Consider the following 25,842-nt stretch of genomic DNA (forward strand, 5'->3'; position numbering starts at 1 on the left):
GCGCCGACCTGATCGCGGGCTTCCCCACCGAGACCGAGTCTATGTTCGAGAACACCCTGTCGCTGGTGGAAGAGGCGGGGCTGAGCTTCCTGCACGTTTTCCCCTACAGCCCCCGTCCGGGCACGCCCGCCGCGCGGATGCCGGCGGTGGCGGGTGCGGAGGTCAAGGCCCGCGCCGCCCGTCTGCGGGCGGCCGGCGAGGCGGCGCTGGCGCGGCATCTGCAACGGCAGGCGGGCCGCACGCTGATGGGCCTGGTCGAGCGCCCCGATACCGGGGAAGGCGGCGTGGCCCGCGCCGAGGACTTCACCGAGATCGCCTTCCACGGCGAGGCCGAGGTGGGGAGCATCGTGGCGCTGAAAGTGACGGGCCACGACGGCAAGCGGGCGCTGGCGAAGACGATGGTGCTGGAAGCGGCTGAGTAGGCCCCGCGCCCTTCGGGCGAGCGCCTGCGAAGATTGCCGCCCCAAAGCTCGCATCTGACCATGAGATTTAAGCCGCAGTCCGCGGTTTAGCCTTCGGCGTCCGGGTTCGGCCCGCCATAGCCCGGCAGCGACCACTTCCACAGGATCGCGCCGGCGCGGAGCGACAGCGCGGCGACGAAGCCGGCGATCCCGGCCGGCGTCGCAGGCGTCCCCACTAGGCCCAGGATGACGAAGGTCGCCGCGCCGGCCAGGGCCGGGGTGACGTAGAGCTCGCGCTGCAGCAGCACCGAGGGCTCGTGGGCCAGGACGTCGCGGATCACCCCGCCGAAGGTTGCGGTCAGCACGCCCATGACCACGGCGGAGAACGGTGGGACGCCCAGCGAGGTCGCTTTCAAGGCCCCCACCACCGCATAGGCGGCCATCCCCACGGCGTCGAGCCAGGTCAGGGTCTGGCCGCGGAACCGGCGGGGCCCGACGACCCACACCGCCGCCGCCGCGCCCAGGCAGACGATGACGTAGGCGGGTCGGCCGACCCAGAACACAGGCGCCCCGATCAGGAGGTCGCGCAGCGTGCCGCCGCCGACCCCGGTGATGGCCGCGAAGAAGCCGAAGGTGACGATGTCGTGCTTGCGCCGCGCGGCCGCCAGCGCGCCGGTCGCGCCGAACACCGCGACCGCCGCATAGTCGAGCACCGCAAGCGTGGCCGTGAGTCGATCCATGGCCGGGCACCCTGGAAGGGCGCGTGACGCCGTGCAAGCCTGCCGCCAAGGCTTGTCTTCCGGACAGGCCGGCATTTAGGGGTCTGGAGCCCATCCGGACGCCAAACCGGTTTCCACTTTGGCTGGATGCGCTCTAGAAGCCGGGGCATGACCGAACCCAAACGCGGCTGGTTCGCGCGACTGACCGAAGGCCTGACGCGCTCGTCGAAACAGATCGGCGAGCAGATCACCCAGGTCTTCGTCGCCAAGGAGCCCCTCGACCAGGCCAAGCTCGACGAACTGGAGGAGATGCTGATCGAGGCCGACCTCGGCCCGCACTCCGCCGCGCGCATCGCCCAGCGTTTCTCCGACGAGAAGTTCGGCAAGGATGTGGACGAGGCCGAGATCAAGGAGGCGCTCGCCGCCGCCATCGGCGAGGAACTGTCCGGCCGCGAGGGTACCTTCGACGCGCTCTCGGGGCCCCGGCCCTACGTCGTGCTGTTCATCGGGGTGAACGGCTCGGGCAAGACGACCACGCTGGGCAAGATCGCCGCCGACCTGACGGGCAGGGGCGCCAAGGTGCTGGTGGTGGCCGGCGACACCTTCCGCGCCGCGGCGGTGGAGCAGCTCAAGGTCTGGGCCGAGCGCGCCGGCGCCGACTTCATGTCGCGGCCGATGAACTCCGACGCCGCCGGCCTGGCTTTCGACGCGGTCGAGCGCGCCCGGGCGCAGAACTACGACGTGGTGCTGATCGACACCGCCGGGCGTTTGCAGAACAAGCAGGGACTGATGGACGAGCTGCTCAAGATCATCCGCGTAGTGAAGAAGGTCGATCCGGAGGCCCCGCACGAAACGCTGCTGGTGCTGGACGCCACCGTCGGCCGCAATGCGCTGGCCCAGGAGAACATCTTCGGCAACCAGATCGGGGTCAGCGGCATCGTCATGACCAAGCTCGACGGCACCGCCCGCGGCGGGGTGCTGGTGCCCGTCGCCCAGGCCTCGGACAGCCCGATCAAGCTGGTGGGCGTCGGCGAAGGGATCGATGACCTCCAGCCGTTCGACGCCCGGGCCTTCGCCCGCTCCCTGGTGGGCCTCGGGGAGACCGGCCGATGAGCGGCGAGGCGTCTTCCAAAGCCGTGCGCCGTGCGCCGAAGTGGGTGCACTACTTCGTCGACTATGCGGGCCTGGTGGTCTTCCTGATCACCCTGGTGGTCACCAAGAGCGCGGTGACCGCAAGCTGGGCGATCGTCGGCGGCTCGATCCTGGCGCTGGCGATAGGCCTGGTGTTCGAGCGCCGCGTGGCGCCCATGCCCCTGGTCACGGCCGTCCTGGGGCTGATCTTCGGCGGGCTGACCCTGTTCTTCCACGACGAGCGGTTCATCAAGGTCAAGCCGACCATCCTCTACACCGCCTTCGGCCTGTTCCTGATCACCGGCGCCCTGCGCGGCAAGAACCCGCTGAAGGTCCTGATGGGCGACGCCTTCCACCTGCCGGACCCGGTGGTCCGTACGCTCACCCTGCGCTACGCCCTGATGTTCTTCGCCCTGGCGCTGGCCAACGAGGTCGTGTGGCGCACCCAGAGCACGGTCTTCTGGGGCTTCTTCAAGTTCCCCGGGGTGCCGATCCTGATCTTCCTGTTCGCCATGAGCCAGGCGCCCCTGATGATGAAGCACATGCCGGACGAGGACGCCGAAGAGGCCAAGCCCCCGGCGGACGCGCCTTAGGCCCCTTCCCGGTTCAGGTGGAATCACCTGAACCGGGAAGGGTCTATTTTCAAAGATTTAGAGCGCGTCGGACGGGTGAACCGGTTTCCACTTCACCCTGACGCGCTCCAGAAACCCGGCCCCGGCCGCCCGGGACAAAGGTGGGCGGACAATGCGGCTTCGGAGGTCTACAATGACGCCTGCGCCGCCCACGGAGCGTCTGTAATCAAAACGACGCAATCCTACTCTAGTGACGCTGACAAGCCGCACGGGGGGACCACCGATGGCCAAGGGCAAGTCAGGGGCCAAGGGCGGCATAGCCGCCCTGGAACAGTCGCCTAGCCACCTCCTTCACAGGGCCCTGCAGCGCGCGCTGGACATCTATGTCGAGGAGTTCGGCGAGGCCGGCATCACCCAGCGTCAGTTCGCCGTCCTGGCCGCCGCCGACGAACGCGAGGGCGCGACCCAGGCCGACCTTGTGCGGATCACCGGCATCGATCGCTCGACGCTGGCGGACATGGCGCGGCGGATGATCGGCAAGGGCCTCCTGGAGCGCGAACGGTCCAACGTCGACGCCCGGGCCAATGCGGTGCGCCTGACCGAGGCCGGCCGCGAGGCCCTCACCGAGGCGCGGCCGAAGATGGCGTCGGCGGACGCGCGGCTGCTGAAACTGATTTCCGGCGGCGGACGGCGCGCGACCTTCCTCGGCCTGCTGCGCGACCTGTCCAAGTCGGCCGACCCCGCCACGGCAAAGGCCAAGCCGAAGGCCAAGGCGGACAAGCCGGCGAAGCCGGGCAAGGCCCACAAGGGCAAGAAGGCCAAGAAGAAGGCCCTGGCTAGCTGAGGCGCGGGTCCGTGGGCTGCGCGGGTCCGGCGATCGTGGAGGGCCTCAGGTGCGGCGAGTGCAGCCGCTCATAGGGCGGCGGGCCGACGCAGCGGGTGATGATTTCAAGCAGGGCGGCGCCGTCCGTGCGGAGCGGCGGCGGCTCGCCGAAGACCTCTCTCCAGAGGGCGGCGGCCTCTTCGTAGATGCGCTGCTCGCGGGTTTCCATGCCGGCTTAACACGAATATCCGGATGGCGTTCCCGATTCAAAAAGTTAATTAGTTTTAAGGCCTTAAGGTAGCGCTCCGGCGCGTCACACACGAATGTCGAGGAGCGAGCCCGGCCGTAGAAGCTTGGCAGGCGGCTCGGCCGGAACCGCCGCGGGGCGCAATTCGGCCCGCTGGACCGGGGCCGTGGGAGCGGCGAAAGCCGGGGCCTTTGGCGCGGTCGCCGCCGTCGGCGCGGCGGCGCGGCCCATGGCGGCGTCGAAGAAGGCCTTCTGCGCCGCGGCCCGCGCGGCGTCCGCCGCAGCGCCGGCTGGGGAGGTCGGGCCGGGCTGGACCGGGAAGGCGTTGGGGCGGATCGGCGTCACGGGGCGAGGGCTCGGCTTTATGGTTAACGCCCGCCCAATCTGGCGCGCCGTCGATCAACGCCCGGTTAACATCCGCGCGGTCAGGGCCCGGGCGTCGCGTTCATTGAGGTTGGTGTACTTGGCCAGCACCTTGCCGTCCGGCGCCACGAGGTAGGTTTCCGGCACGCCGGAGACGCCGAACTCGATGCCGGCGCGGCCGTCGCGGTCCACCAGGCGCTCGACGAACGGGTCGCCGAGGCGCGAGAGGAAGGCCTGGGTGTTGGTCGGCGCGTCCTTGTAGGCCACGCCGACGATGCGGACGTGGCTGGCGCGCAGTTGCATCAGCACCGGGTGCTCGATCTCGCAGGGGCCGCACCAGGAGGCGAAGAAGTTGACCAGCACCGGGCCCTCGCGCGCCGCCTCCCGGATGCTCTTGGCGGTCCCGTCGTCCAGGCTGGGCAGGCTGACGTCGGGGACCTGCTTGCCCACCAGGGCCTCGGGCACGACCTGGGGGTTGCGATGCAGGGCGTAGCCCGCGAACAGCACCGCCAGCAGGGCCAGCACGACGAGGGGCAGGGCGGCGATCCATCGGCTCATCGCGGGCGGCTCACTTGCGGGCCAGGTCTTCGTAGCGCGCCTTCCAGCGGCGGGCGTGGCCCAGGGCGGTCACGATCATCGCGGCGAACACCGCCGCCGTCAGGCCGTAAGCGGTCCAGATATAGAAGGCGTATTTGCCGGTCTCGAGATGGATCATGGCCTAGCCCCTCGCCGCGCGCAGGGCCGCGACCTCGGCGCGCCGGCGCCAGACCTCGCCGCGAATCCGCACCAGCCAGAGCGACCCGAAGGCCGAGGTGTAGGCCAGCACGATCAGGATCACCGGCCAGAAGAACACCGGCGCGAGCGCCGAGCCGCCGGAGCGGAACACCGAGGCTCCCTGGTGCAGGGTGTTCCACCAATAGACGCTGTAGTGGATGACCGGCAGGATCAGGGCGCCCACCAGGCCCAGGATCGCCGCGGCGCGCGCGGCCTTGGCCTCGTCGTCCATCGAGGCGCGGAGCGCCATGTAGCCCAGGTAGATCAGGAACAGGATCAGCTCGGAGGTCAGCCGTGCGTCCCACACCCACCAGGTTCCCCACTCCGGGCGCCCCCAGAGCGCGCCGGTGGCGAGCGTCAGCAGGGTGAAGCCGGCGCCCAGGGGGGCGGCGGCCTGGGCGGCGGCGTCGGCCAGGACCTGGCGCCAGACCAGCGACAGCAGGCTGGCGACTGCCAGGCAGGCGTAGACGAACTCGCTCATCCAGGCTGTGGGGATATGGATGAACAGGATCCGCACGGTGAAGCTCTGCTGGTAGTCCGGCGGCGCGCTCCAGCCCAGCCACAGGCCCACGGCGCCGAGCACCAGGGCGAGCGCCCCGAACATCGGGGCGGCCCACCGCGAGAAGGCCATGAACCGCTCGGGATTGGTCAGGAAGGCGGGCGCCGGGATCATCTAACGTCCCGTTTGCGAAGTTCGACAGCGCAAGCTGCAACCCCGTTCGAACTTCGGAAGCGATAAGGACACCGGCAGGCCTCTGTTTCGCGTGTGGCTTGCCGCGCTGAAATTCCCTACGGCGCGGGAACTTCAGATCGGCCACACTCGCCGGGCTTAGACCGCATGCCTATTCGTCGCAAGACGAGGCCCGGCGCGCGCAGGGGTCAGTCGTCAAGGCGCGGTGGCGCGGGCGGGACCGGCGGCGTCGGCGGGACCGGCGGCATGTGGTCCATGAAGCGCATGTCGCCGTGGCCATCCATGTTCACCATCACCCGCATGCCGCCGTGCATCATCGGGCCCATCGGACCCATCATCAGCATGGGCATCTCGTCGAACACCTTCTTCTGCGAGGGTTCGAGCTGGTTGTAGAACTTCCGCGTCGCCTCGATGCGGGCGTGGGCCTGGGCCGTCTGCTCGGTGAGGTGGGTGTCCATCTCGGCCAGGCGCTGGGTGGTGGTCTTGGCGCCGTCGTGGTGGTCGGACATCTCGACGATGGCCTCGTGATGATGCTCCGGCTTGACGGCGGCCAGATAGGCGGTGAGCGCGGCCTCCTGGCTGGGCTTCAGCTGCAGCATGGTGCGCAGGTGCTCGGCCTGGTCCTCGTGGCCATGGCGCATCATGGCGACCATGTGCTCATCGCCGCCGCCGTCATGGCGGATCACCACGTGGCGTTCTTCGCGCATCTGGTGATGGTCGCCGGCGTCCGGCGCGGGCGGGGCGGGCGGCTGCGCGAAGGCGGCGGCGCTGGCGGCCGCTGTGAGGGCGAACGCCGCCCCGGCGAGACAGGCTTTCAGGGGAGGGGTCATCGGCGAACTCCTGGTCAAAGGTCGAGCTTGAACCTTGTCACAGAAGTTGGCGAAACGGCGGCATGCGAAACGAAGCTTTGGTAATGTGGCCGGGGCCTGAACCGCTCAGGAGAGCGCGTTGCGGCAGGCCGCGGCCATGAACAGCGGGCCGAGCGCCACGAACGCCGCGGCATAGGCGCCCAGCAGGATGAGGCCCGATGTCCAGGGCAGGCCCGCGAGGAAGCTCGCCAGCGCGCCGCCGCCGAAGATCACCGGCGGCACGAACAGCGGCAGGACGATCACTGCGGTCAGGAGGCCGCCGCGCCGCGCGCCGAGGCTGAGCGCCGCGCCGATTCCGCCGGTGAAGGCGAAGGCCAGGCCGCCGATCAGGGCGCAGGCGAAGACCAGGGGCGCCAGGCTGAGCGGGGCGCCGAGCGCGATGGCGGCGACCGGCGCGGCGAGCGCCAGGGGCGCTCCGGCGGCCAGCCACTGGGCGAAGCACTTGACCGCGCAGGTGAGCTCCAGCGGCGTCGGCGACAGCACCAGGTGATCCAGGGCGCCGTCCTCGTAGTCCCGCTCGAACAGGCGATCGAGGGAGAGCAGGCTGGCCAGGGCCAGGCCCACCCAGGCCGCTCCCGGCGCGATGGCCGCCAGGCGCGCCGGCTCCGGCCCGATGGCCAGGGGCAGCAGGGTGGCGACGCCGGCGTAGAAGCCCACGCTGACCAGCGGCCCGCCGCCGCGGCCCCAGGCCAGGGCCGTCTCGCGGGCCAGCAGCGCGCCCAGCCGGCTCATAGCGCTCCTCTCCCCCAAGCAAAGCGAGAGAGGGAGAGGCTGGGAGAGGGCGGCGCCGGCGTCGAGATCCGCACGAGCGGTTGGCCGAGGGCCCTCGCCCAACCCTTGAAGCGAAGGAGCGGCTGCGCCGCCCTCTCCCCACCCTCTCCCTCTCCGCTTCGCGGGGGGAGAGGAAATGCTGCGCGACGCCGGCTCATGCGCCGATCTCCAGGGCGCGGGCCGGGATCGGCAGGGGATCATGCACCGCCGCCAGGATCAGGCCGCCGCCGGCCAGATGGGTCTGCATCATGGTCCCGAACCGGGCCCGCCAGGCGGCGTCCAGGGGGCTCAGGGGCTCGTCGAGCAGCCACAGGCTGCGCGGCGCGGCCACCAGCCGCGCCAGGGCCAGCCGCCGCCGCTGGCCCGCCGAGAGCCGCCGGACCTCCAGGTCGAGGAGGCCGGTGAGGTCCAGCGCCTGCGCCGCCGCCAGGGCCGAGGCCGCGTCGCCGCCGCTCCAGACACTCCAGAAATGGAGTTCCTCGCGGGTCGTGCGCGCGGGCTTCAGCCCATCCTGATGGCCGATCAGGTGCAGGCCGCCGCCCCGCGCCTCGCCGGCCTCGACCGCGCCGAAGCCGATCTCGCCGTCCTCCAGCGGGACCAGGCCCGCCACGGCGCGCAACAGGCTGGTCTTTCCTGCTCCGTTGGCGCCGGTGAGCGCGCAGGCCTCGCCCGCGGCCAGGCTCAGCGACAGGCCGGAAAACAGGCTGCGGCCGCCGCGACGCACGGCGATGCCGCGCAGGTCCAGGGCCGCGATCATGGGGCGAGCAAGCTCGACCGTGGCGGCGCATGGACGCACAGCACACTCAGGTCTATGAAGCCCGCGGCCGCCGTCGCCTCGGGGGGCCCTCGCCGCGCGGGTTCGGACGCTGTGTGTCCGCTCATCGAAGCGCGCGATCTCCGGGGTGGGCGTGATGCGGCCGGGAACAGAGAGAGGATCTCCCCAAATGGCGTCAGTCGACAGCCTGAAAACCCGCCGCGAACTCGTGGTGGGCGACAAGACCTACGCTTACTACAGCCTTCGCGCCGCCGAGGAAGCCGGACTTTCAGGCGTCTCGCGCCTGCCGATCTCCATGAAGGTGCTGCTCGAGAACCTGCTGCGCAACGAAGACGGCGATTCCGTGGGCCGCGACGACCTGCAGGCGCTGGCCGCCTGGGTCGACAACAAGGGCAGCGTCGAACACGAGATCAGCTTCCGCCCAGCCCGTGTGCTGATGCAGGACTTCACCGGCGTTCCGGCGGTGGTCGACCTGGCCGCCATGCGCGATGCGATGACCCATCTGGGCGCCAACCCCGAGAAGATCAATCCGCTGAACCCGGTGGACCTGGTGATCGACCACTCGGTGATGGTCGACTACTTCGGCACCGCCAAGGCCTTCGGCGAGAACGTCGAGCGCGAGTACGAGCGCAACATGGAGCGCTACCGCTTCCTGCGCTGGGGCTCCTCGGCCTTCAACAATTTCCGCGTCGTTCCGCCCGGCACCGGGATCTGCCATCAGGTGAACCTTGAGTACCTCGCCCAGACCGTCTGGGTGAACGAGGACGCCGGCCATGCGGTGGCCTACCCGGACACCGTGGTCGGCACCGACAGCCACACCACCATGGTCAACGGCCTGTCGGTGCTGGGCTGGGGCGTGGGCGGCATCGAGGCGGAAGCCGCCATGCTGGGCCAGCCGATCCCGATGCTGATCCCCGAGGTGATCGGCTTCAAGCTGGAAGGCGCCATGCCCGAGGGCGCGACGGCCACCGACCTGGTGCTGACCGTCACCCAGATGCTGCGCAAGAAGGGCGTGGTCGGCAAGTTCGTGGAATTCTACGGCCCGGGCCTCGCCAGGATGACCATCGAGGATCAGGCGACCATCGCCAACATGGCCCCCGAATATGGCGCGACCTGCGGCTTCTTCCCGGTGACGCGCTCGACCATCGACTACCTGACCGCCACCGGCCGCGACGCCCAGCGCGTGGCGCTGGTGGAGGCCTACGCCAAGGAGCAGGGCATCTGGCGCGAGCCGAGCGACCCGGATCCGGTGTTCACCGACACGCTCGAGCTCGACCTGGGCAGCGTCCTGCCGTCGCTGGCGGGGCCGAAGCGGCCGCAGGACCGGGTGGTGCTGACCAACGCCGCCGTCGAGTTCAAGGCCGCCCTGGCCGGCGACTTCGGCAAGCATGACGACATGGCCACCCGCGTGAAGGTGGAAGGCGCCAACTTCGACGTCGGCCACGGCGACGTGGTGATCGCCGCCATCACCTCCTGCACCAACACCTCCAACCCCAGCGTCCTGATCGCCGCGGGCCTGGTGGCCAAGAAGGCCGTCGAGCTGGGCCTGAAGGTGAAGCCCTGGGTGAAGACCTCCCTGGCCCCCGGTTCGCAGGTGGTCACCGACTATCTGAAGGCCGCCGGTCTGACCAAGGGCCTCGACGCGCTCGGCTTCAACCTGGTGGGCTACGGCTGCACCACCTGCATCGGCAATTCCGGACCGCTGTCGGAGCCGATCTCGGAAGCCGTGCAGAAGGGCGACCTGGTGGCGGTCTCGGTGCTGTCGGGCAACCGCAACTTCGAAGGTCGCGTGAACCCCGACGTGCGGGCCAACTACCTGGCCTCGCCGCCGCTGGTGGTGGCCTATGCGCTCGCCGGCTCCATGTCGATCGACATCACCACCGAGCCGCTGGGCGAGGGCAAGGGCGGCAAGCCGGTCTACCTGAAGGACATCTGGCCGACGTCCGAGGAAGTGGCGGCGTTGCAGCGCAAATTCGTCACCCAGAAGATGTTCGCCACCCGCTATGCCGACGTCTTCAAGGGCGACAAGGCCTGGCAGGGGATCAAGATCGAGGGCGGCCAGACCTACGGCTGGGACATGGGCTCGACCTACGTTCAGAACCCGCCCTACTTCCAGAACATGTCGATGGACCCTTCGCCGGTGACCGACATCGTCGAGGCCCGCGTGCTGGCGGTGTTCGGCGACTCGATCACCACCGACCACATCTCGCCGGCCGGTTCGATCAAGGCGACCTCGCCGGCCGGCGTCTATCTGCGCGACCACCAGGTGCCGACCACGGAGTTCAACTCCTACGGCGCGCGCCGCGGCAACCACGAAGTGATGATGCGCGGCACCTTCGCCAACATCCGCATCCGCAACCGCATCACCCCGGAGATCGAGGGGGGCATGACCAAGCACTTCCCCTCGCAGGACGTGATGTCGATCTACGACGCGGCCATGCGCTACCAGTCCGAGGGCCGCGGCCTGGTGGTGTTCGCGGGCAAGGAATACGGCACCGGCTCGTCGCGCGACTGGGCGGCCAAGGGCACCAAGCTGCTGGGCGTCCGCGCCGTGGTGGCCGAAAGCTTCGAGCGCATCCACCGCTCCAACCTGGTCGGCATGGGCGTGCTGCCGCTGCAGTTCCTGCAGGAAGGTTGGCACAAGCTGGGCCTGACCGGCGAGGAGATCGTCACCATCCGCGGGCTGACGGAGCTGTCGCCGCGCCGTCAGCTCACCATTGAGATGTACCGGCCCTCCGACGGCCGCATCGCCCGCTTCCCGGTGCGCTGCCGGATCGATACGCCCACCGAGCTCGAGTATTTCAAGAACGGCGGGGTGCTGAACTACGTGCTGCGGAACCTCGCCAAGCCCGCGGCGTAACCTCCTCTCCCCCCGCGAAGCGGAGAGGGAGAGGCCGGGAGAGGGCGGCGCTTGCGGCGGCGATTCGCTGCGTTCCGGCGAGCGCCTGCGGATCCTTGAAGGATCCGCCGGAAGAGCTGGAACGTCCAGCCGCCCTCGCCTTGCCCTCTCCCTCTCGCTTCGCGGGGGAGAGACGTCCTCACGCCTTGTTGTAATTTACAGGGCGCCTGAGCCCCTTTAAGCCCGAGGCGATGCGGAAAGCGGCGCTTTTCAGCCTGGCCCTGCTCGCCCTGCCGGCCCTCGTCTCAGCGGGGCCGGCGGCGGCCAGGCCTCCCGTGGTGATCGAGCTCTACACGGCTCAGGGCTGCGCGTCGTGCGGCGACGCCAACGCCCACGTGGCCAGGCTGGCCGAAAAGCCGGGCGTCCTGCCGCTCACCTTCCCGGTGGACTACTGGGACTACCTGGGCTGGGCCGACACCTTCGCCAAGCCTGAGTTCACCGACCGCCAGAAGGCCTATGTGGCCCGCCTGGCGCTGCGCGAGCCCTACACGCCCCAGGTGGTGGTGGACGGCGCGGCCCAGGCCTCGGGCGCCAAGCCCGACAAGGTCGACAAGCTGGTGGCCGAGGCGGCCAAGGCGCGGCGCGACCCGCCGCAGGTGCGGTTTTCCAGCGGACGGGTCTATGTGGGCTCCGCCCGTCCGCCCAAGGGCGGCGGCGAGGTCTGGCTGGTGCGCTACGATCCGCGCGAGCAGGACGTGGCCGTCAAGAGCGGCGACAACAAGGGCCAGACCATCGTCCAGAAGAACGTGGTCCGCGAACTGACCCGCCTGGGGGGCTGGCGCGGCAAGCCCGTGGCCTACCGCCTGCCGACGGCCTTGGAGGACGGCCTGAAGAGCGTAGTCCTGATCCAGGCCGGCCGCGGCGGCCGCATCCTTGCGGTGGCCGCGCCCAAGGCCTGACGGCTTGCGGAGCCCCCGGACATGAAAACCCCCGCGGCTGGAGAGCACCCGCGGGGGTTTCCTGTGACTAGGAAGAGATCTAGGCGTCGGCCGGCCAGTCCGTCGATCCCAGGGGGCTGGGGGGGCTGTTCAGGATCCGGGACCGCCGTTTCCGGCCAACCGACAAGTGCAATATCGGGAGCGCATCGGGCGCTCGCGGGTCGCAAATAAGGTCATTTCACGGCGCCGCCCGGCCTGCGGCGACGCGGGGTCTGGCTTGGCGCGCCGATTCAGGTCTAGGCTGACGCTCGATGGCTTTCGACACGTCCTACGCGTCGCCGCGTCAGGCGACCGTCTTCTTCGAACGGCGCGAGCTGACCCGCCTCCTTTCCCTCTATGGCCGCATGGTCTCGGCCGGAGAGTGGCGCGACTACGCCATCGATGGCTTGAGCGAATCGGCGGTGTTCTCGGTCTACAAGCGCAGCTCCGAGGCGCCCCTCTACCGCATCGAGAAGCGTCCGGCGCTGGCGCGCAGGCAAGGCGCCTGGGCGGTGCTCGGCCAGGCCGGCATGGTGCTGCGCCGCGGCCATGAGCTGGAGCAGGTCCTTCGCTTCTTCGACAAGGGCCGCTTCAAGGTGGTGGACTAGAATCAGGTGCTCCCCTCTAGGGGGAGCTGTCAGCGAAGCTGACTGAGGGGGTTTCCTCTCCGGCGTTCGGGATGTCGGCCGTCGTGGACTCGGTTGGGGAAACCCCTCCGGCGCTCCGCGCCACCTCCCCCTGATCGCGCTGTGCGCTGGGGGAGGATCCAAAGAAAAAGCCCCGGAGGTTTCCCGCCGGGGCTTCTTTGTCTCTGGCCTCTGCCTTCCTCGCCTTAGCGGCGGCTGCCCGTCAGGCTGAGCAGGAATTGGAAGAGGTTGATGAAGTTCAGGTAGAGGTTCAGCGCCCCGTAGTTGGTGGCGATGGCCATGGAGGTCTGTTCGCCGCCCAGCTCGTAGTAGGTCATCTTCAGGCGCTGGGTGTCCCAGGCGATCAGGCCGGCGAAGATCAGCACGCCAAGCACGCTGATGATCATCGAGAAGCCGGCGGGATGCCAGAACATGCCGACCAGCGAGGCCAGCACCAGGCCGATCAGGCCCACCATCAGGAAGCTGCCGAAGCCGGTCAGGTCGCGCTTGGTCGTATAGCCGAACAGCGACAGGCCGCCGAAGGCCGCGGCGGTGATCATGAAGGTCAGGGCGACGGAGCTTCCGGTGTAGGCCAGGAGCCAGACGCCCAGGCCGGCGCCGATGCCGGAGACCACCGACCAGTAGACGATGCCCGCCGAGCGCGGGCTGGGGTTGCGGATGAACATCGCCCCGATCAGCACCACGAGCGGCAGGAAGCGGATGATCATGCCGAGCGGCGTGAACCCGGCCAGGCGGCCGTCGGGGGTCACGACGTAGAGCAGTTGCTGAACCGGCGCGAAGTCGGCGGTGAGCCAGGCCAGGGCGGCGGAGAGCACGAGGCCCAGGGCCACCTTGTTGTAGACCCCGAGCATGAAGCTGCGCAGGCCCGCGTCCACCGACATGTCGGCCCGATCCGCGGGGATCGAGCGCGCGTAGCCGCGGTTGAAGTCGCTCATTTGAGCAAAACCCTTGTTTGAGCGTCCACGATTGGACGCGGGTGAAATATCGGGCTCCGGTGGGGCGGAAGCAAGGCCTTGTTGGTCAAGCTCTCGTTAAGGTTTCGGCGGGCGTTTGCCGCGGCCTTTGCCTGCGGTAGTTAGACGGCATGATCCGGCTTTTCGCCGCGCTATCGGTTCCCGAGGAGATCGGCGCGGCGCTTGCCCGCCGGCAGGCCGGCGTCGAGGGCGCGCGCTGGCGCCCGCGCGAGTCGCTGCACGTGACGCTGCGCTTCTTCGGCGAGATCCGCGAGGACATCGCGCGCGACCTGGACGCCGAACTCACCGCCCTGCGCGCGCGGCCGTTCGAAATCACGCTCTCGGGCGTCGGCGCCTTCGGCGAGGGACCCGACATCCACGTCCTCTGGGCCGGCGTCGAGGCCAGCGAGCCGCTCACCCGGCTGGCCAAGGCCTGCGAGACGGCGGCGCGCCGCGTCGGCCTGAAGCCCGACACCCGGATCTATCGGCCCCACGTGACGCTCGCCTACCCGCGCCATCCCGACCCGGTCGAGGTCGCCGCCTGGATCCAGGCCAACAACCTGATGAAGTCGCCGCCGATCCGGGTGAAGAGCTTCGGCCTCTACTCCAGCTTCCTGGGCAGCGAGCAGGCGCACTACCGGCTGGAGGCGGAGTACCCGCTCCTGGCTCCCCCATTGCGGTAGCCATGGCCGCAGGCGCGCCTTAAGCGGCGTAGTCCTTCAGCACGCCCAGCGGCACGATGGCCAGGGTCTCCTCGTGGGTGGCTTCGAGCACGATCTTCGGGGCGGCGCCGGCGTCGAGCGCCTCTTTCCAGCGCGGGGCGCAGAGGCACCAGCGGTCGCCGGGCTGCAGGCCCGGGAACTGGGCCTCCAGCATCGGCGTCGACAGGTCGTTGCCGGCCGCGCGGCTGAAGGCCAGGAACTCGGCCGTCATCACCGCGCAGACGGTGTGCAGCCCTAAGTCCTCGTGGCTGGTCTCGCAGCAGCCGTTGCGGAAGAAGCCGGTGACGGGATCTGTCGAACAGGGCTCCAGCTCCCCGCCCAGCACATTGCGCGCGCCCGGATCGTAGCGTGTGGTCATGGCCCCACCCTAACCGCTATGACGGGGCGATATCCATGCGCGAAGGAGCCCAAATGGCGACCGCCGCCCAAGCCCGACCGCGCCGCAGCGCCCTCTACCTGCCGGCCTCCAACGCCCGGGCCATCGAAAAGGCCCGCACCCTGCCCTGCGATGTGGTGATCCTGGACCTGGAGGACTCCGTCGCGCCGGAGGCCAAGGTGGCGGCCCGGGCTCTGGCCTGCGAGGCGGTCAAGCTGGGCGGCTTCGGCCGCCGCGAACTGGTGATCCGCGCCAACGGCCTGGACACGCCCTGGGGCGCCGACGACCTGGCGGCGGCGGCCGAGGCCGGTCCCGACGCGGCCCTTGTCCCCAAGGTGGCCTCGCCGGCGGATCTCGCCGCCTATCGCGCGGCGCTGGGGCCGGCGGTCCCGCTGTGGGCGATGATCGAGACCTGCCAGGCGGTGTTCGCCCTGGACGCGCTCGGCCGCGCGGCAGCCGGGGCCGGCGTCGAGGCCTGGGTGATCGGGACCAACGACCTGGTGAAGGAGATGCGCTGCCGGCCGGGCCCCGCGCGGCAGCCCCTATTGGCGGCGCTGTCGCTCTCGGTGATGGCCGCTCGCGCCCATGGGATCGCCATCCTCGACGGGGTCTATAACGACATCCCCGACCTCGAGGGCCTGGCGCAGGAGTGCGCGCAAGGCTGCGACCTGGGATTCGACGGCAAGAGCCTGATCCACCCGACCCATCTCGAGATCGCCGACCGCGCCTTCTCGCCGGAGCCGCAGGCGGTGGCCTGGGCGCGCACGGTAGCCGACGCCTTCGATTCGCCGGAAAACGCCGGCAAGGGTGTTCTTAAGGTTGACGGGCGTATGGTGGAGCGTCTGCACTTGGCTGAGGCGCGCCGGCTGATCGCGGTGGCCGAGGCCATCGCCGCGCACGAGGACTGAAGGATCGATGCGGATCGGTTTGCTGTCCCTGCTGTTGGCGGGCTTCGTCGCGCCCGCCGCCCGGGCCCAGCCCGCGCCCGTGGCCGCCCCGGCGCCGCCGCTGCATGTGCGCGACCCGATCGGCGCCCTGCTCAATCCCAACGCCCCGCCGCCGCGCGACGAGGACGAGCCCGACACCGCCGGCCAGCCCCGCCCGGCGCCCGAACCCGAGCCCAGCGTCCTGCCGAGCGGCCCCGCGCCCAAGGTCTACGTCCCGGCCCCGCGCCCCGAGCTCGGCGCACCGGTGCAGATCGATGAGCTCGGCAAGACGCCGGACAGGCCGCCGGCGATCCGCGACCTGGCCTATGACGCGCGCATCCGCGCCTCCTTCGCCTCGGCGCAGAGCTTCCAGGGGCCGCTGGACGGCGGCTGGACCCTGGCTGAGCCGCACGGCGACTATTACGCCTTCCAGATCGTCGACCGCCGGGACCGGCTGGAGGCGGTGTGGCGCAACGTCCGTCGCGCGGGCTCCCTCAACGCCTCGGGCCTGGTCGACGAGGTCCAGCATCGGGGCGGCGAGCTGACCTTGCGCTTCACCGAATATCCCCAGCCCGCCTCGGTGGTGACCCTGCGCGAAGGCGCGGACGGCGGTTGGTCCGGCAAGCTGGTTCGCGGCGACCAAGTGGTCACGGTGACCCTGCGCCGGACCGGGCCCTAAAGCCCCAGCGCCATCCGGGCCGCGGCCTGGGCCGCCTCCAAGGCCTTGGGCGCATAGGCCTCGGCCGTGCCGAAGCCCCAGACGGGCGCGGGCCAGGCCGCATCGTCGTTGCGCCGGGCGATCACATGCACATGCAGTTGCGGGGTGATGTTGCCGAGCTGGCCCACGTTCAGCTTGGCCGCCGGCCGGCCGAGCGCCTCGGCGACCGCGCGCGCCGCGCCGCCGGCCCGCAGGACCTCGTCCATCAGGACGTCGCGTTCGCCCGGGGCTAGGTCCTCCAGTTCGCGGGCGCCCAGAATCCGCGGGATCAGCACGATCCAGGGAAAGCGCGCATCGGCGTGCAGGCGCACATGGCTCAGCGCCAGGTCGCCGAGGGGGTGGGAGGTGGCGTGGAACGCGGGGTCGATTTCGAACATGCCCAAGCTTCAACGCCCAACGCGGCCCTGCCAAGCCGGTTTCCCATTGTCTCCCCGCCGCATGCCATTGCGGCCCGTCCCCCGGTGAGCTACGCACCCGCCGCAACAGAGCTGAAGGAGCGAGAACATGGCGAAGACAGCGATCCGCGTGGCGGTCACCGGCGCGGCGGGCAACATCGGCTACGCCCTCCTGTTCCGCATCGCCTCGGGCCAGATGTTCGGCGCCGACCAGCCGCTGATCCTGCAACTCCTGGAAATCCCGGTGGAGGGGCCGCAGAAGGCCCTGAAGGGCGTGGCCATGGAGCTCGAGGACTGCGCCTTCCCGCTCCTGCAGGACATGGTGCTGACCGGCGACGCCGACGTGGCCTTCAAGGACGTGAACTGGGCCCTGCTGGTGGGTTCCAAGCCGCGCGGGCCCGGCATGGAGCGCGCCGACCTGCTGAAGGACAACGGCAAGATCTTCATCGCCCAGGGCCAGTCGATCGACAAGGTCGCCGCCGACGACTGCCGCGTGGCGGTGGTTGGCAACCCCTGCAACACCAATGTGATGATCGCCGCCAGCCAGGCCAAGCGCCTGTCCAAGGACCGCTTCACCGCCATGGTGCGCCTGGACGAGAACCGCGGCCGCGCCCAGCTCGCCAAAAAGGCCGGCGTCTCCATCGATGCGGTGAGCGAGCTGTTTATCTACGGCAACCACTCGCCGACCATGTTCGCCGACTTCACCCATGCCAAGATCGACGGCAAGCCCGCCGCCCAGGTGATCGGCGACGAGGCCTGGCTGAAGACCGACTTCCTGCCGGCGGTGGGCAAGCGCGGCGCGGCGATCATCGAGGCCCGGGGCCTTAGCTCGGCGGCCTCGGCCGCCAACGCCCTGGTCGACCACGTGCGCGACCTGACCACGGTGGGCAAGATCCACTCGGTGGCCGTCGAGAGCCAGGGCCGCTACGGCTTCGCCGACGGCGTGTGGGCCGGCATGCCGGTGAAGAGCACCGCGAGCGGCTACGAGGTGATCACCGGCTACGAGATGGACGACTTCGCCAAGTCGAAGATCGCCCTCACCAACGACGAGCTGGTCGGCGAGCGCGACACGGTGAAGGACATGCTCGCCTAAGCGCGGGCTTCTTTACCCGCCGGCTGTCATTCCCGGACACCGGCCCTTCTTCGTCATCCTCCGGTCTCCCGGATCGCCTCTTCGGGCGACCGGAGGATGACGAGATGGAGGAGCGCTGTCAGGCCGCTGCGCGCGCTCCGGGATGACCGGCCTAGTACTCGTCGGGACGCGCGTCGCGGGCCTGGCTGTTCAGCTCGGCGATGCGGGCCAGGTAGACGTCGTGCACCGCCCAGGGCGCCTCGCGGGCCGCCGCCGAGCGGGCGGCGAGCCAGCGCTGCTGCTGGCGCTGCAACTGCACCTCCGGAACCCCGGCGGCGCGGGCCCCCTGGTAGGCGCGCGACAATTGGCGGTCCGCGGCGCCCAGGCTGGGATCGGTGCAGACCAGGGCCTCGCCGGGATCGCGTGAGGCGCAGCGCTGGGCCGAGACCCGCATCAGCCCCGAGGGCCGCGCCTGCGGGACGATCGGCGGCGGGCGGCTGCGGCTCGGCGGCTCGGCGGCGTGCGCCGGCCGGCGGGACTTGAGCGAGGCCGCCTGCATCACCGGCTCATGGCGGCCCTTGTGGGCGTGCTTGCGGTCGACCTTGGCGACCTGCACGGGCGCGGGCGGCCTGGCCGGATGCGGCAGGACCTGGCGCACTACGCGGGCCAAGCTGGCCAGGCGGATTTGCTTGCGCGCCTCGTCGCGGGCCTCGGCCAGGGCTTCGGCGCGGGCTTCCGCCTTGGCCTCGGCGCGGCCGTGGGCCTCGGCCTTGGCGAGCTTGATCTGCTCGGCCTGCGCGGCCTTGGCCAGGCGCGCCTTCTCCAGCCGGTCGGCCTTGGCCTTCTCGAACTTCGCCTTCTGGATTTCCGCCCTCTGGGCCTTCTGGGCTTCGGCGGCCCTGGCGAGTTCGATCCGGTGGGCCGCGGCGGCCTTGGCGGCGGCGAGTTTCTGGACGTGCGCCCGCTCGGCGGCGGCCTTGGCCACGACCGCCCTTTCCGTGGCCGCGTGGGCCGCCTGGGCCGCCTGGGCCAACTGGATCGCGTGCGCCGGCCTGGCCGCGGCCTTCGGCTTGGGCGGCGGCGCGGACGGGGCCTCGGCGAGCTGCGTCGGCGGCGGCGGCGCGAGGCGGACCAGGGGCGGGATCGGCTTCGAGAGCCTGGCCCCGACCGTGCGGGCTTCCGCAAGGGCCGCGACCATCAGCGGGGTGAGCTTCGGCAGGGCGAGAGGCTTGGCCGGCGATGGCGCCGGCCATGGCGGCGGCGCGGCTGCCGGCGTCGGCGGTGGCGGGGCCTGCACGCGCACCAGGGGCGGATGCGCAGGGGCGGCGAGCGGCGACGGGACCGGCGGCGCGGGGGTCGCGAAGGCGGCCGCGACGGGGGTCACGACCGGCCCGGGCGCCGCTGCGGCCGAAAGCGGGGCTTCGATGGGTGTGGCGACGACCGGGGCTGGGCGGTCGTCGACCACGATCCGCAGCTTGCGCGCCGCCGGATCGACCGGCGGCGCGGCAGGCTCCGGCGCCGCTGTGGCCACCCGGCGCTCGTTCATCGCCGGCCGCGCCCATAGACCCAGGCCGACCCCCAGGACGCAGGCGCCCGCCACACCTGCGAACAGCATGCGGCGCGCCCCGCGCCCTGCCCGTCGAACGTGCGGCGGCATGACCAGGCCGAGCTTGTCGCCGGCCTCGGTGTCTTGTCGGTGGTCGTCAGGTGTCATCAGAGATCCAGCCCCTAGCGGATCCCTCGTCAAACGAAGCTCTGGTCGGACCGCCGCGCCCACGGCTAAGGTCCCAACCCCCGCTCCGATCTCTCTCCCGAAACGACAATGAGCCTGAATTATGACGTTTGCGCCAGCCCCAATGCTTGAGACACAACGCCTCATCCTGCGGGCGCCCGCGGCCGAGGACTTCGAGCCCTGGGCGGAATTCGCCGCCGACGCCGAGACGATGCGGCACCTGGGCGGCGTCCAGGCCCGCTCGGTGGCCTGGCGTGGCCTCTGCACGGTGCTGGGCGCGTGGACGATCCGCGGCTTCTCCATGTTCTCGGTGATCGAGAAGTCCACCGGCCGCTGGGTCGGGCGGCTGGGGCCCTGGCAGCCGGAAGACTGGCCGGGGACCGAGGTCGGCTGGGGCGTGGTGCGCGACTGCTGGGGCAAGGGCTACGCCACCGAAGGCGCTTCGGCCTGCATGGACTACGCCTTCGACGTCCTGGGCTGGAGCGAGGCGATCCACACCATCGAGCCGGACAATGTGGCGTCCCAGGCCGTCGCCAGGCGGCTGGGCTCGACGCTGTGGGGACCGGTGACCATGCCGGCGCCCTATGAGGACACCAAGGTGGAGGCCTGGGGCCAGACGCGCGAGCAGTGGCTCGCCCGCCGGGCCGGGCTGAAGGGCTAGATCCAGCCCCGCTCGCGCAGCAGCCGGGCATAGGGGCGGCTGACCGGCACCTCGGCGCCGTCCGTCAGGGTGAGGGTCGCACGGCCGTCGCCGCGGACCGCGTGGGCGATCGCCCCCCGCGACACCCACCAGGAGCGGTGGACCTGGGCGCCCTCGATCCCCTCCAGCTCGGCGACGGCGTCCGACAGCCGCATCAGGATCAGGTCCTGGCCCCTGGAGGTGTGCAGGCGCAGGTAGTGGTCCTCCGCCTCCACCGCCCATACGTCGGCGCCGCGCAGCTTCGGCGGCAGGCGGTCGAGGAACTTCGCCGGGGCCGACGAGGCCTCGGTGAGGCCTTCGGTGCGCCTCGCCACCAGCACATTGATGGTGACCATCACGGTCGTCACGACGATGACCGAGACCAGCAGGTCGGCGATCTGCAGGGGGTCGTCGAAGTTGGAGCGCAGCACCAGGTGGGTCGTCACGCCCACGACGACCGAATAGGGCACGGCCAGCGCCAGGGACGAGATCGCGATCCGAAGCCACAGGGCGCCGGGCCCGCCGACCCGGTTGAAGACGGCGCGCGACACGAAGCCGCCCCACAGCCAGCCCACCACCATCAGGCCCAGCCAGTAGCCGAACCGCACCGGCAGGGCCGCGCGCGACGAGCTGAAGGCGCCGGCGAAGGCCAGGAAGCTGGCCGCGACAAGGGTGATGGCCAGGCCGCGAAGCCAGCCTCGGAAGTCCTCGTAAGGCCCCCAGCCCAGGATCTTCGGCCTCAAGGCCATCCGCCCGTCGCTCCGTGCGCTTAGGTCCGGCAGATAGAGGATGTCGGCGGTTTCGCAAACGCATCGCCGACGCGCCATTGCGCCCGCCTAGCTTCAGCCACCGTGGCGAGGCATAACACCCATCGATTCACCTTGGCGCCGCGCGCACTTCATGGCCGATCTCGTCTTCCACGATCCGACTGGGCGCAGAGCCCGGCGCGTGCGTTTCCTCGGCGGTCTGGTGGCCTCGTTCCTGGCCCTGCTGGTCGCCGCCTTCTTCGCGACCCTGGCCTTCGCCCCGCGCCTGCCGACCATCAGCCTGAAGGACCCGGCCGCGCTCTCGGCCCTGCACGACGCGACGGCCCACAAGCTGAAGGGGCGCCAGCAGTGGAACCGCATTCCGCATCCGCGGGCCGGGACGGCGACCGGCGGCCCGACGCGGCCGCTGGCGGTGGGCTTCTATGTCTCCTGGGACGAGAGCAGCCGGGAGTCGCTGGCCGACCACGTCGATCAGCTCGACGTGGTCTCGCCGCAGTGGGTCGCCCTGGCCGACGCCAATGGGACCCTGTCGATCACCTCGGACCCGCAGGCCCGCGCGATCATCGCCTCGGCCAAGCGGCCGCCCTCGATCCTGCCCGGGGTGTTCAACTTCGACACCGCGACGCGCACCTGGAACGGCCCGATGGCCGACGCGCTGCTGCTGAACCCCAAGGCGCGGACCGGCCTGATCGCCAACCTGGTCATCCAGGCGCAGAAGCGCGGCTACGCCGGCTACGTCTTCGACTTCGAGGAGCTCTCGCCCACCGCGGCGCGGGCCTATCCGAGCTTCATCGCCCAGGCGCGCGCGGCCATGAAGCCGCTGGGCCGGGAAGTCTGGGTGACCACCCCCTTCGCGGACGACGACTTCCCCATCAAGCCCCTGCAGGACGCCGCCGACGCGGTGGTGCTGATGGCCTACGACCAGCACTGGGGCGGCGGCGAGCCGGGCCCTGCGGCGGCGCAGGACTGGTTCGAGTCGACGATCGCCAAGCGCATGGAGACCCTGGACCCGGCCAAGACCATCCTGGCGCTGGGCGCCTACGGCTACGACTGGACCCTGCCGGGGCCGAAGAACAAGGGCTCGGCGGAGACCATCCTCTTCAACGAGGCGACCCAGAAGGCCCACGACGCCGAGGCCCAGGTCGAGATGGACGAGAACTCGCTCAACCCGACCTATGGCTACCAGGACGACCAGGGCCGCAAGCATGTGGTCTGGTTTCTCGACGCGCCCACGCTGTTCAACCAGATCAAGGTCGCCGACGGTTTCCGGCCCCTGGGCTACGCCCTGTGGCGGATGGGCGGCGAGGACCAGCTCGACTACCAGGTGCTGCGCCACGACTACGGCCAGGGCAAACCCGACGGCCTGGAAAACCTGAAGCCTGGCGTCGACGTCGACTTCGACGGCCAGGGCGAGGTGCTGCACGTGGAGTCGATCCCGACGCCGGGCCGCCGCTCGCTGGAGATCGATTCCGACACCGGCCTGATCAGCGGCGAGAACTACGAGGTGATGCCCACCTCCTATGTGATCCAGCGCTACGGCTTCCACCCGGGCTCGGTGGCGATCACCTTCGACGACGGCCCGGACGGGCGCTGGACGCCGAAGATCCTCGACATCCTCAAGGCCAAGCACGCGTCGGCCACCTTCTTCGTGATCGGCAAGAACATGGCCGCCAAGCCCGGCCTGGTGGCCCGCGAGGTGCGCGAGGGCCACGACGTGGGCAACCACACCTGGACCCACCCGGACATCGCCTTCGTGCCGGCGGCGCAGACGGCGGTGGAGCTGTCGGCCACCCAGCGGCTGTTCGAGACCATCACCGGGCGATCCATGCGCCTCTTCCGGCCGCCCTTCTTCGGCGACGCCGAGCCGTCGACGCCGCGGGAGGTTTCGCGAGTCATGTTGGGCCAGACCCAGGGCTACCTGACCGTCGGCCTGCGCATCGATCCCGACGACTGGCGCTCGCCGGACGCCTCGACGCCGGCGCGGATCATCGACACCGCCCTCACGCGGCTGAAGGACACCTCGCGGCCCGGGCAGGTGATCCTGCTGCACGACTCCGGCGGCGACCGGAGCTGGACAGTGAAGGCCCTGCCCGACCTGATCGATGCGTTGCGCGCGCATGGCTACAAGCTGGTGACCATCGCCGAGCTCGCCGGCATGACAAACGCCGAGGCCATGCCGCCCACCAGCCGCAACTCCGTGGAGCTGCTGCTCGACCGGATGGGCTTCGGCTTCTTCCACGGGTTGCAACTGGCCCTGCAGTGGCTGTTCATCACCGCCATCATCCTGGGTGTCGCGCGCCTGCTCATCCTGGGCGTGCTGGCCCTCGTCCACCGCTTCACGATCGTCAAGCGCACGCCGCCGATGCCCGATCCCACGACGGGGCCGCTGATCAGCGTCCTGATCCCCTGCTTCAACGAGGAGAAGGTGATCGAAAGCTCGGTGCGGCGGATCCTGGCGTCCAACTGGTCGAGGATCGAGATCCTGGTGCTCGACGACGGCTCGTCCGACCACACGGCCGAGGTGGTGCGCAAGGCCTTCGCCGACGAGCCGCGCGTGACCCTGATGAGCTTCGAGAACGGCGGCAAGGCGCGGGCGCTGAACCGGGGCCTGGCCAAGGCGCACGGCGACGTGGTGGTGGCGCTGGACGCCGACACCCTGTTCCCGTCCGACACCCTGGCCAAGCTGGCGCGCTGGTTCGCCGACCCGCGGGTGGGCGCGGTGGCCGGCAACGCCCTGGTGGGCAACCGCCGCAACCTGATCACCCGCTGGCAGGCGCTGGAATATGTCACCGCCCAGAACCTGGAGCGCCGGGCGCTCGCCGCCCTGGGCGCGGTGACGGTTGTGCCGGGGGCGGTCGGAGCCTGGCGCCGCTCGGCCCTGGAGCAGCTCGGCGGCTATCCGGACGACACCCTGGCCGAGGACCAGGACCTGACCATCGCCATCCAGCGCGCGGGTTGGCGCGTGGAGTTCGATCCTGACGCGCGGGCCTACACCGAGGCGCCGGAGACGGTGAGCGGGCTCCTGAAGCAGCGGTTCCGCTGGTCGTTCGGGACGCTGCAATGCATCTACAAGCACCGCAAGGCGACGTTCGACGTGAAGCATCCGGTGCTGGGCTTCGTGGCCCTGCCGCAGATCTGGCTGTTCCAGATCCTGCTGACGGCGGTGGCGCCGCTGATCGACCTGGCCGTGATCTGGAGCCTGATCTCGGCCATCTACGGCTTCACCAACCACTCCACGGAATGGTCGCCGGACGACCTGAGCCGGCCGCTGTTCTACTGGGCCGCCTTCATCTTCCTGGACCTCTCGGCAGGCGCGCTGGGCATGGCCCTCGAGCGCCGCGCGCCCTGGGGCGACCTGATCTGGATGCCGGTCCAGCGGTTCGGCTACCGGCAGCTCATGTACTATGTGGTCGTCAAGTCGATCGACGCGGCCCTGCACGGCGCGCGGGTCGGCTGGGGCAAGCTCGAACGCCGCGCCAGCGCCGCCTTCGAAGGGGCCGGATAAAGAACGGGAATTTACGGCCGTCCCGCGGTTGTCTTCCCCCGGAGCGGCGCCTATAACGCCGCCCACTCGCCGAGAGGCGATGCCTCATTCGCAAAGCGCGCTCGCGAGCCTCATGAACATCCACGAACACCAAGCCAAGGCCGTCCTCGCCGAATACGGCGTGGCGGTCCCCAAGGGCTATCCGGCCTTCACCGTCGACGAGGCCGTCGACGCCGCCAAGAAGCTGGGGGGTCCGGTCTTCGTCGTGAAGTCGCAGATCCACGCCGGCGGGCGCGGCAAGGGCCGCTTCGAAGGCCTCGGCCCCGACGCCAAGGGCGGCGTCCGGGTGCTGAAGTCGGTCGAGGACGTGAAGGCCTCCGCCCAGGAAATGCTGGGCCGGGTGCTGGTCACCGAGCAGACCGGGCCGAAGGGCAAGCAGGTCAACCGGCTCTATATCGAAGAGGGCGCGGCGATCGCCCGGGAGCTCTATCTCTCCCTGCTGGTCGACCGCGAAACCAGCCGGGTCTCGGTGGTCGCGTCGACCGAGGGCGGGATGAGCATCGAGGAGGTGGCCCACAACACCCCCGACAAGATCCTCACCTTCTCCATCGACCCGGTCACCGGCGTCCGCGGCTTCCACGGCCTGAAGCTCTCGGAGTCGCTGAACCTGAAGGGCGACCTCGCCAAGCAGGCCGGCAAGCTGCTGGGCCAGCTCTACGAAGCCTTCGTCGCCAAGGACATGGCGATGCTGGAGATCAACCCGCTGATCGTCACGGCGGATGACCAGCTTCGCGTCCTCGACGCCAAGGTCTCCTTCGACGACAACGCCCTGTTCCGCCATCCGGACATCAAGGCGCTGCGCGACGAGAGCGAGGAGGACCCCAAGGAGATCGAGGCCTCCAAGTACGACCTCTCCTACATCGCGCTGGACGGCGAGATCGGCTGCATGGTCAACGGCGCGGGCCTGGCGATGGCGACCATGGACATCATCAAGCTCTATGGCGCGGAGCCGGCGAACTTCCTCGACGTCGGCGGCGGCGCCTCAAAAGAGAAGGTCACCGCGGCATTCAAGATCATCACCGCCGATCCCAATGTGAAAGGTATCCTGGTCAACATCTTCGGCGGCATCATGCGCTGCGACATCGTCGCCGAGGGCGTGGTCTCAGCCGTCAAGGACGTGGGGCTAAAGGTGCCGCTGGTGGTGCGGCTGGAAGGCACCAACGTCGAGCTCGGCAAGAAAATCATCAGCGGCAGCGGTCTCAATGTCATTGCGGCCAACGACCTGGCCGACGGGGCCCAGAAGATCGTCGCGGCGGTGCGCGCGGCCTAGAGCGCGAGGCGATCAGCTTGCCGGCGCGTCCGGCCGGCCGGTCTCCACATAGCGCTTCAGCCGCGCCGCCTGCTCGCCCAGCACGTTGT

27 protein-coding genes and 1 pseudogene are annotated in these 25,842 nt (G+C 70.2%); 14 read left to right on the top strand and 14 right to left on the bottom strand.

Translation table 11 applies throughout. The features are described from left to right. Positions 1 to 422 (top strand): annotated as a pseudogene (locus tag VNW53_RS17810) (tRNA (N(6)-L-threonylcarbamoyladenosine(37)-C(2))-methylthiotransferase MtaB); the annotation flags it as partial. Positions 423 to 508: 86 nt separating this feature from the next. On the opposite strand, the gene VNW53_RS17815 reads toward VNW53_RS17810, so the two are convergent. Next, positions 509 to 1,141, bottom strand: coding sequence for a trimeric intracellular cation channel family protein (locus VNW53_RS17815; protein ID WP_325557233.1), 633 nt, complete (start codon positions 1,139 to 1,141; stop codon positions 509 to 511). 147 nt (positions 1,142 to 1,288) lie between these two features. Between VNW53_RS17815 and ftsY the strand changes: the two genes are divergently transcribed. The 3 genes from ftsY to VNW53_RS17830 all read left to right on the top strand — a co-directional run bounded on the left by ftsY (position 1,289) and on the right by VNW53_RS17830 (position 3,667). After that, on the top strand, positions 1,289 to 2,233 hold the full coding sequence (gene ftsY, locus VNW53_RS17820; RefSeq protein WP_325557234.1) for a signal recognition particle-docking protein FtsY: 945 nt from the start codon (positions 1,289 to 1,291) through the stop codon (positions 2,231 to 2,233). Next, the gene (locus VNW53_RS17825) at positions 2,230 to 2,844 is read left to right on the top strand and encodes an inner membrane-spanning protein YciB (protein WP_325557236.1); all 615 of its coding nucleotides are present in this window, start codon (positions 2,230 to 2,232) and stop codon (positions 2,842 to 2,844) included. The genes ftsY and VNW53_RS17825 overlap by 4 nt, the downstream gene beginning before the upstream one ends. 262 nt (positions 2,845 to 3,106) lie before the next feature. Further along, positions 3,107 to 3,667: a MarR family winged helix-turn-helix transcriptional regulator gene (locus VNW53_RS17830; protein ID WP_325557237.1), complete on the top strand. Its 561-nt coding sequence runs from the start codon at positions 3,107 to 3,109 to the stop codon at positions 3,665 to 3,667. Here VNW53_RS17830 and VNW53_RS17835 read toward each other — a convergent pair. The 8 genes from VNW53_RS17835 to ccmA form a co-directional block, all read right to left on the bottom strand. Next, positions 3,660 to 3,875, bottom strand: coding sequence for a hypothetical protein (locus tag VNW53_RS17835; RefSeq protein WP_325557238.1), 216 nt, complete (start codon positions 3,873 to 3,875; stop codon positions 3,660 to 3,662). The genes VNW53_RS17830 and VNW53_RS17835 overlap by 8 nt on opposite strands. 84 nt (positions 3,876 to 3,959) lie before the next feature. Beyond that, entirely contained in the window at positions 3,960 to 4,238 is a 279-nt protein-coding gene (locus tag VNW53_RS17840; RefSeq protein ID WP_325557239.1) for a hypothetical protein, read from the bottom strand. A gap of 54 nt (positions 4,239 to 4,292) precedes the next feature. Next, positions 4,293 to 4,814 (bottom strand): DsbE family thiol:disulfide interchange protein, encoded by a 522-nt coding sequence (locus VNW53_RS17845; RefSeq protein WP_325557240.1) that lies wholly within the window; start codon positions 4,812 to 4,814, stop codon positions 4,293 to 4,295. A 10-nt stretch (positions 4,815 to 4,824) separates the two neighbouring features. Further along, positions 4,825 to 4,971: a heme exporter protein CcmD gene (gene ccmD, locus VNW53_RS17850; RefSeq protein WP_325557241.1), complete on the bottom strand. Its 147-nt coding sequence runs from the start codon at positions 4,969 to 4,971 to the stop codon at positions 4,825 to 4,827. A gap of 3 nt (positions 4,972 to 4,974) precedes the next feature. Further along, positions 4,975 to 5,703, bottom strand: coding sequence for a heme ABC transporter permease CcmC (gene ccmC / locus VNW53_RS17855; RefSeq protein ID WP_325557242.1), 729 nt, complete (start codon positions 5,701 to 5,703; stop codon positions 4,975 to 4,977). Positions 5,704 to 5,909: 206 nt separating this feature from the next. Continuing rightward, positions 5,910 to 6,551, bottom strand: coding sequence for a Spy/CpxP family protein refolding chaperone (locus tag VNW53_RS17860; RefSeq protein WP_325557243.1), 642 nt, complete (start codon positions 6,549 to 6,551; stop codon positions 5,910 to 5,912). A gap of 105 nt (positions 6,552 to 6,656) precedes the next feature. Then, a complete protein-coding gene (gene ccmB, locus VNW53_RS17865; protein ID WP_325557245.1) occupies positions 6,657 to 7,322 on the bottom strand; it encodes a heme exporter protein CcmB in 666 nt (221 codons plus the stop codon). A 193-nt stretch (positions 7,323 to 7,515) separates the two neighbouring features. Beyond that, the gene (gene ccmA / locus VNW53_RS17870; protein WP_325557246.1) at positions 7,516 to 8,118 is read right to left on the bottom strand and encodes a heme ABC exporter ATP-binding protein CcmA; all 603 of its coding nucleotides are present in this window, start codon (positions 8,116 to 8,118) and stop codon (positions 7,516 to 7,518) included. Between the two features lie 187 nt (positions 8,119 to 8,305). On the opposite strand from ccmA, the gene acnA reads away from it, so the two are divergent. The 3 genes from acnA (at position 8,306) to VNW53_RS17885 (ending at position 12,560) form a co-directional block, all read left to right on the top strand. Then, on the top strand, positions 8,306 to 10,996 hold the full coding sequence (acnA, locus tag VNW53_RS17875; RefSeq protein ID WP_325557247.1) for an aconitate hydratase AcnA: 2,691 nt from the start codon (positions 8,306 to 8,308) through the stop codon (positions 10,994 to 10,996). Positions 10,997 to 11,226: 230 nt separating this feature from the next. After that, on the top strand, positions 11,227 to 11,934 hold the full coding sequence (locus VNW53_RS17880) for a DUF1223 domain-containing protein (RefSeq protein WP_325557248.1): 708 nt from the start codon (positions 11,227 to 11,229) through the stop codon (positions 11,932 to 11,934). Between the two features lie 290 nt (positions 11,935 to 12,224). Next, a complete protein-coding gene (locus VNW53_RS17885) occupies positions 12,225 to 12,560 on the top strand; it encodes a DUF2794 domain-containing protein (protein WP_325557249.1) in 336 nt (111 codons plus the stop codon). A gap of 224 nt (positions 12,561 to 12,784) precedes the next feature. Here VNW53_RS17885 and VNW53_RS17890 read toward each other — a convergent pair whose 3' ends face one another. Then, positions 12,785 to 13,534, bottom strand: a complete 750-nt coding sequence (locus tag VNW53_RS17890) for a Bax inhibitor-1/YccA family protein (RefSeq protein WP_325557251.1) — start codon at positions 13,532 to 13,534, stop codon at positions 12,785 to 12,787. Between the two features lie 149 nt (positions 13,535 to 13,683). Here VNW53_RS17890 and thpR point away from each other — a divergent pair, with 149 nt between their 5' ends. Next, positions 13,684 to 14,235 (top strand): RNA 2',3'-cyclic phosphodiesterase, encoded by a 552-nt coding sequence (gene thpR / locus VNW53_RS17895; protein ID WP_325557252.1) that lies wholly within the window; start codon positions 13,684 to 13,686, stop codon positions 14,233 to 14,235. Positions 14,236 to 14,254: 19 nt separating this feature from the next. Here the strand turns inward: thpR and VNW53_RS17900 are convergent, their stop codons facing one another. Next, positions 14,255 to 14,632 carry a DUF2237 domain-containing protein gene (locus VNW53_RS17900; protein ID WP_325557253.1) on the bottom strand — a complete coding sequence of 126 codons (378 nt, stop codon included), beginning with the start codon at positions 14,630 to 14,632 and terminating at the stop codon, positions 14,255 to 14,257. Between the two features lie 53 nt (positions 14,633 to 14,685). Between VNW53_RS17900 and VNW53_RS17905 the strand changes: the two genes are divergently transcribed. Next, positions 14,686 to 15,558, top strand: a complete 873-nt coding sequence (locus VNW53_RS17905) for a CoA ester lyase (RefSeq protein WP_325557254.1) — start codon at positions 14,686 to 14,688, stop codon at positions 15,556 to 15,558. Between the two features lie 7 nt (positions 15,559 to 15,565). Beyond that, positions 15,566 to 16,255 carry a hypothetical protein gene (locus VNW53_RS17910; RefSeq protein WP_325557255.1) on the top strand — a complete coding sequence of 230 codons (690 nt, stop codon included), beginning with the start codon at positions 15,566 to 15,568 and terminating at the stop codon, positions 16,253 to 16,255. Here VNW53_RS17910 and VNW53_RS17915 read toward each other — a convergent pair. Next, positions 16,252 to 16,671 (bottom strand): HIT domain-containing protein, encoded by a 420-nt coding sequence (locus VNW53_RS17915; RefSeq protein ID WP_325557256.1) that lies wholly within the window; start codon positions 16,669 to 16,671, stop codon positions 16,252 to 16,254. The two genes, VNW53_RS17910 and VNW53_RS17915, sit on opposite strands and share 4 nt — an antisense overlap. A gap of 127 nt (positions 16,672 to 16,798) precedes the next feature. On the opposite strand from VNW53_RS17915, the gene VNW53_RS17920 reads away from it, so the two are divergent. Then, positions 16,799 to 17,782 carry a malate dehydrogenase gene (locus tag VNW53_RS17920; RefSeq protein WP_325557258.1) on the top strand — a complete coding sequence of 328 codons (984 nt, stop codon included), beginning with the start codon at positions 16,799 to 16,801 and terminating at the stop codon, positions 17,780 to 17,782. Between the two features lie 151 nt (positions 17,783 to 17,933). Here the strand turns inward: VNW53_RS17920 and VNW53_RS17925 are convergent, their stop codons facing one another. Next, positions 17,934 to 19,475 carry a hypothetical protein gene (locus tag VNW53_RS17925; RefSeq protein ID WP_325557259.1) on the bottom strand — a complete coding sequence of 514 codons (1,542 nt, stop codon included), beginning with the start codon at positions 19,473 to 19,475 and terminating at the stop codon, positions 17,934 to 17,936. 142 nt (positions 19,476 to 19,617) lie between these two features. On the opposite strand from VNW53_RS17925, the gene VNW53_RS17930 reads away from it, so the two are divergent. Further along, on the top strand, positions 19,618 to 20,154 hold the full coding sequence (locus VNW53_RS17930) for a GNAT family N-acetyltransferase (protein ID WP_414693296.1): 537 nt from the start codon (positions 19,618 to 19,620) through the stop codon (positions 20,152 to 20,154). On the opposite strand, the gene VNW53_RS17935 is transcribed toward VNW53_RS17930, so the two are convergent. Continuing rightward, positions 20,151 to 20,999, bottom strand: a complete 849-nt coding sequence (locus tag VNW53_RS17935) for a LytTR family DNA-binding domain-containing protein (RefSeq protein ID WP_325557261.1) — start codon at positions 20,997 to 20,999, stop codon at positions 20,151 to 20,153. The genes VNW53_RS17930 and VNW53_RS17935 overlap by 4 nt on opposite strands. A 73-nt stretch (positions 21,000 to 21,072) precedes the next feature. Here VNW53_RS17935 and VNW53_RS17940 point away from each other — a divergent pair, with 73 nt between their 5' ends. Further along, positions 21,073 to 24,444 carry a glycosyltransferase gene (locus tag VNW53_RS17940; protein WP_325557262.1) on the top strand — a complete coding sequence of 1,124 codons (3,372 nt, stop codon included), beginning with the start codon at positions 21,073 to 21,075 and terminating at the stop codon, positions 24,442 to 24,444. A gap of 112 nt (positions 24,445 to 24,556) precedes the next feature. Continuing rightward, the gene (gene sucC, locus VNW53_RS17945; RefSeq protein ID WP_325557263.1) at positions 24,557 to 25,753 is read left to right on the top strand and encodes an ADP-forming succinate--CoA ligase subunit beta; all 1,197 of its coding nucleotides are present in this window, start codon (positions 24,557 to 24,559) and stop codon (positions 25,751 to 25,753) included. Positions 25,754 to 25,842: the final 89 nt, after the last annotated feature.

The sequence above is a fragment of the Phenylobacterium sp. genome, assembly GCF_035569475.1.
GTDB lineage: Bacteria > Pseudomonadota > Alphaproteobacteria > Caulobacterales > Caulobacteraceae > Phenylobacterium.

Coding starts and splice junctions, on each gene's coding strand:
- VNW53_RS17940 (WP_325557262.1), top strand. CDS start 21,073: ATGGCCGATCTCGTCTTCCACGATCCGACTGGGCGCAGAGCCCGGCGC.
- VNW53_RS17905 (WP_325557254.1), top strand. CDS start 14,686: ATGGCGACCGCCGCCCAAGCCCGACCGCGCCGCAGCGCCCTCTACCTG.
- VNW53_RS17935 (WP_325557261.1), bottom strand. CDS start 20,999: ATGGCGCGTCGGCGATGCGTTTGCGAAACCGCCGACATCCTCTATCTG.
- VNW53_RS17890 (WP_325557251.1), bottom strand. CDS start 13,534: ATGAGCGACTTCAACCGCGGCTACGCGCGCTCGATCCCCGCGGATCGG.
- VNW53_RS17930 (WP_414693296.1), top strand. CDS start 19,618: ATGCTTGAGACACAACGCCTCATCCTGCGGGCGCCCGCGGCCGAGGAC.
- ccmB (WP_325557245.1), bottom strand. CDS start 7,322: ATGAGCCGGCTGGGCGCGCTGCTGGCCCGCGAGACGGCCCTGGCCTGG.
- VNW53_RS17845 (WP_325557240.1), bottom strand. CDS start 4,814: ATGAGCCGATGGATCGCCGCCCTGCCCCTCGTCGTGCTGGCCCTGCTG.
- sucC (WP_325557263.1), top strand. CDS start 24,557: ATGAACATCCACGAACACCAAGCCAAGGCCGTCCTCGCCGAATACGGC.
- ccmC (WP_325557242.1), bottom strand. CDS start 5,703: ATGATCCCGGCGCCCGCCTTCCTGACCAATCCCGAGCGGTTCATGGCC.
- VNW53_RS17830 (WP_325557237.1), top strand. CDS start 3,107: ATGGCCAAGGGCAAGTCAGGGGCCAAGGGCGGCATAGCCGCCCTGGAA.
- VNW53_RS17920 (WP_325557258.1), top strand. CDS start 16,799: ATGGCGAAGACAGCGATCCGCGTGGCGGTCACCGGCGCGGCGGGCAAC.
- VNW53_RS17835 (WP_325557238.1), bottom strand. CDS start 3,875: ATGGAAACCCGCGAGCAGCGCATCTACGAAGAGGCCGCCGCCCTCTGG.
- VNW53_RS17910 (WP_325557255.1), top strand. CDS start 15,566: ATGCGGATCGGTTTGCTGTCCCTGCTGTTGGCGGGCTTCGTCGCGCCC.
- ccmA (WP_325557246.1), bottom strand. CDS start 8,118: ATGATCGCGGCCCTGGACCTGCGCGGCATCGCCGTGCGTCGCGGCGGC.
- VNW53_RS17885 (WP_325557249.1), top strand. CDS start 12,225: ATGGCTTTCGACACGTCCTACGCGTCGCCGCGTCAGGCGACCGTCTTC.
- VNW53_RS17900 (WP_325557253.1), bottom strand. CDS start 14,632: ATGACCACACGCTACGATCCGGGCGCGCGCAATGTGCTGGGCGGGGAG.
- VNW53_RS17815 (WP_325557233.1), bottom strand. CDS start 1,141: ATGGATCGACTCACGGCCACGCTTGCGGTGCTCGACTATGCGGCGGTC.
- VNW53_RS17915 (WP_325557256.1), bottom strand. CDS start 16,671: ATGTTCGAAATCGACCCCGCGTTCCACGCCACCTCCCACCCCCTCGGC.
- acnA (WP_325557247.1), top strand. CDS start 8,306: ATGGCGTCAGTCGACAGCCTGAAAACCCGCCGCGAACTCGTGGTGGGC.
- ftsY (WP_325557234.1), top strand. CDS start 1,289: ATGACCGAACCCAAACGCGGCTGGTTCGCGCGACTGACCGAAGGCCTG.
- ccmD (WP_325557241.1), bottom strand. CDS start 4,971: ATGATCCATCTCGAGACCGGCAAATACGCCTTCTATATCTGGACCGCT.
- VNW53_RS17880 (WP_325557248.1), top strand. CDS start 11,227: ATGCGGAAAGCGGCGCTTTTCAGCCTGGCCCTGCTCGCCCTGCCGGCC.
- VNW53_RS17925 (WP_325557259.1), bottom strand. CDS start 19,475: ATGACACCTGACGACCACCGACAAGACACCGAGGCCGGCGACAAGCTC.
- VNW53_RS17860 (WP_325557243.1), bottom strand. CDS start 6,551: ATGACCCCTCCCCTGAAAGCCTGTCTCGCCGGGGCGGCGTTCGCCCTC.
- thpR (WP_325557252.1), top strand. CDS start 13,684: ATGATCCGGCTTTTCGCCGCGCTATCGGTTCCCGAGGAGATCGGCGCG.
- VNW53_RS17825 (WP_325557236.1), top strand. CDS start 2,230: ATGAGCGGCGAGGCGTCTTCCAAAGCCGTGCGCCGTGCGCCGAAGTGG.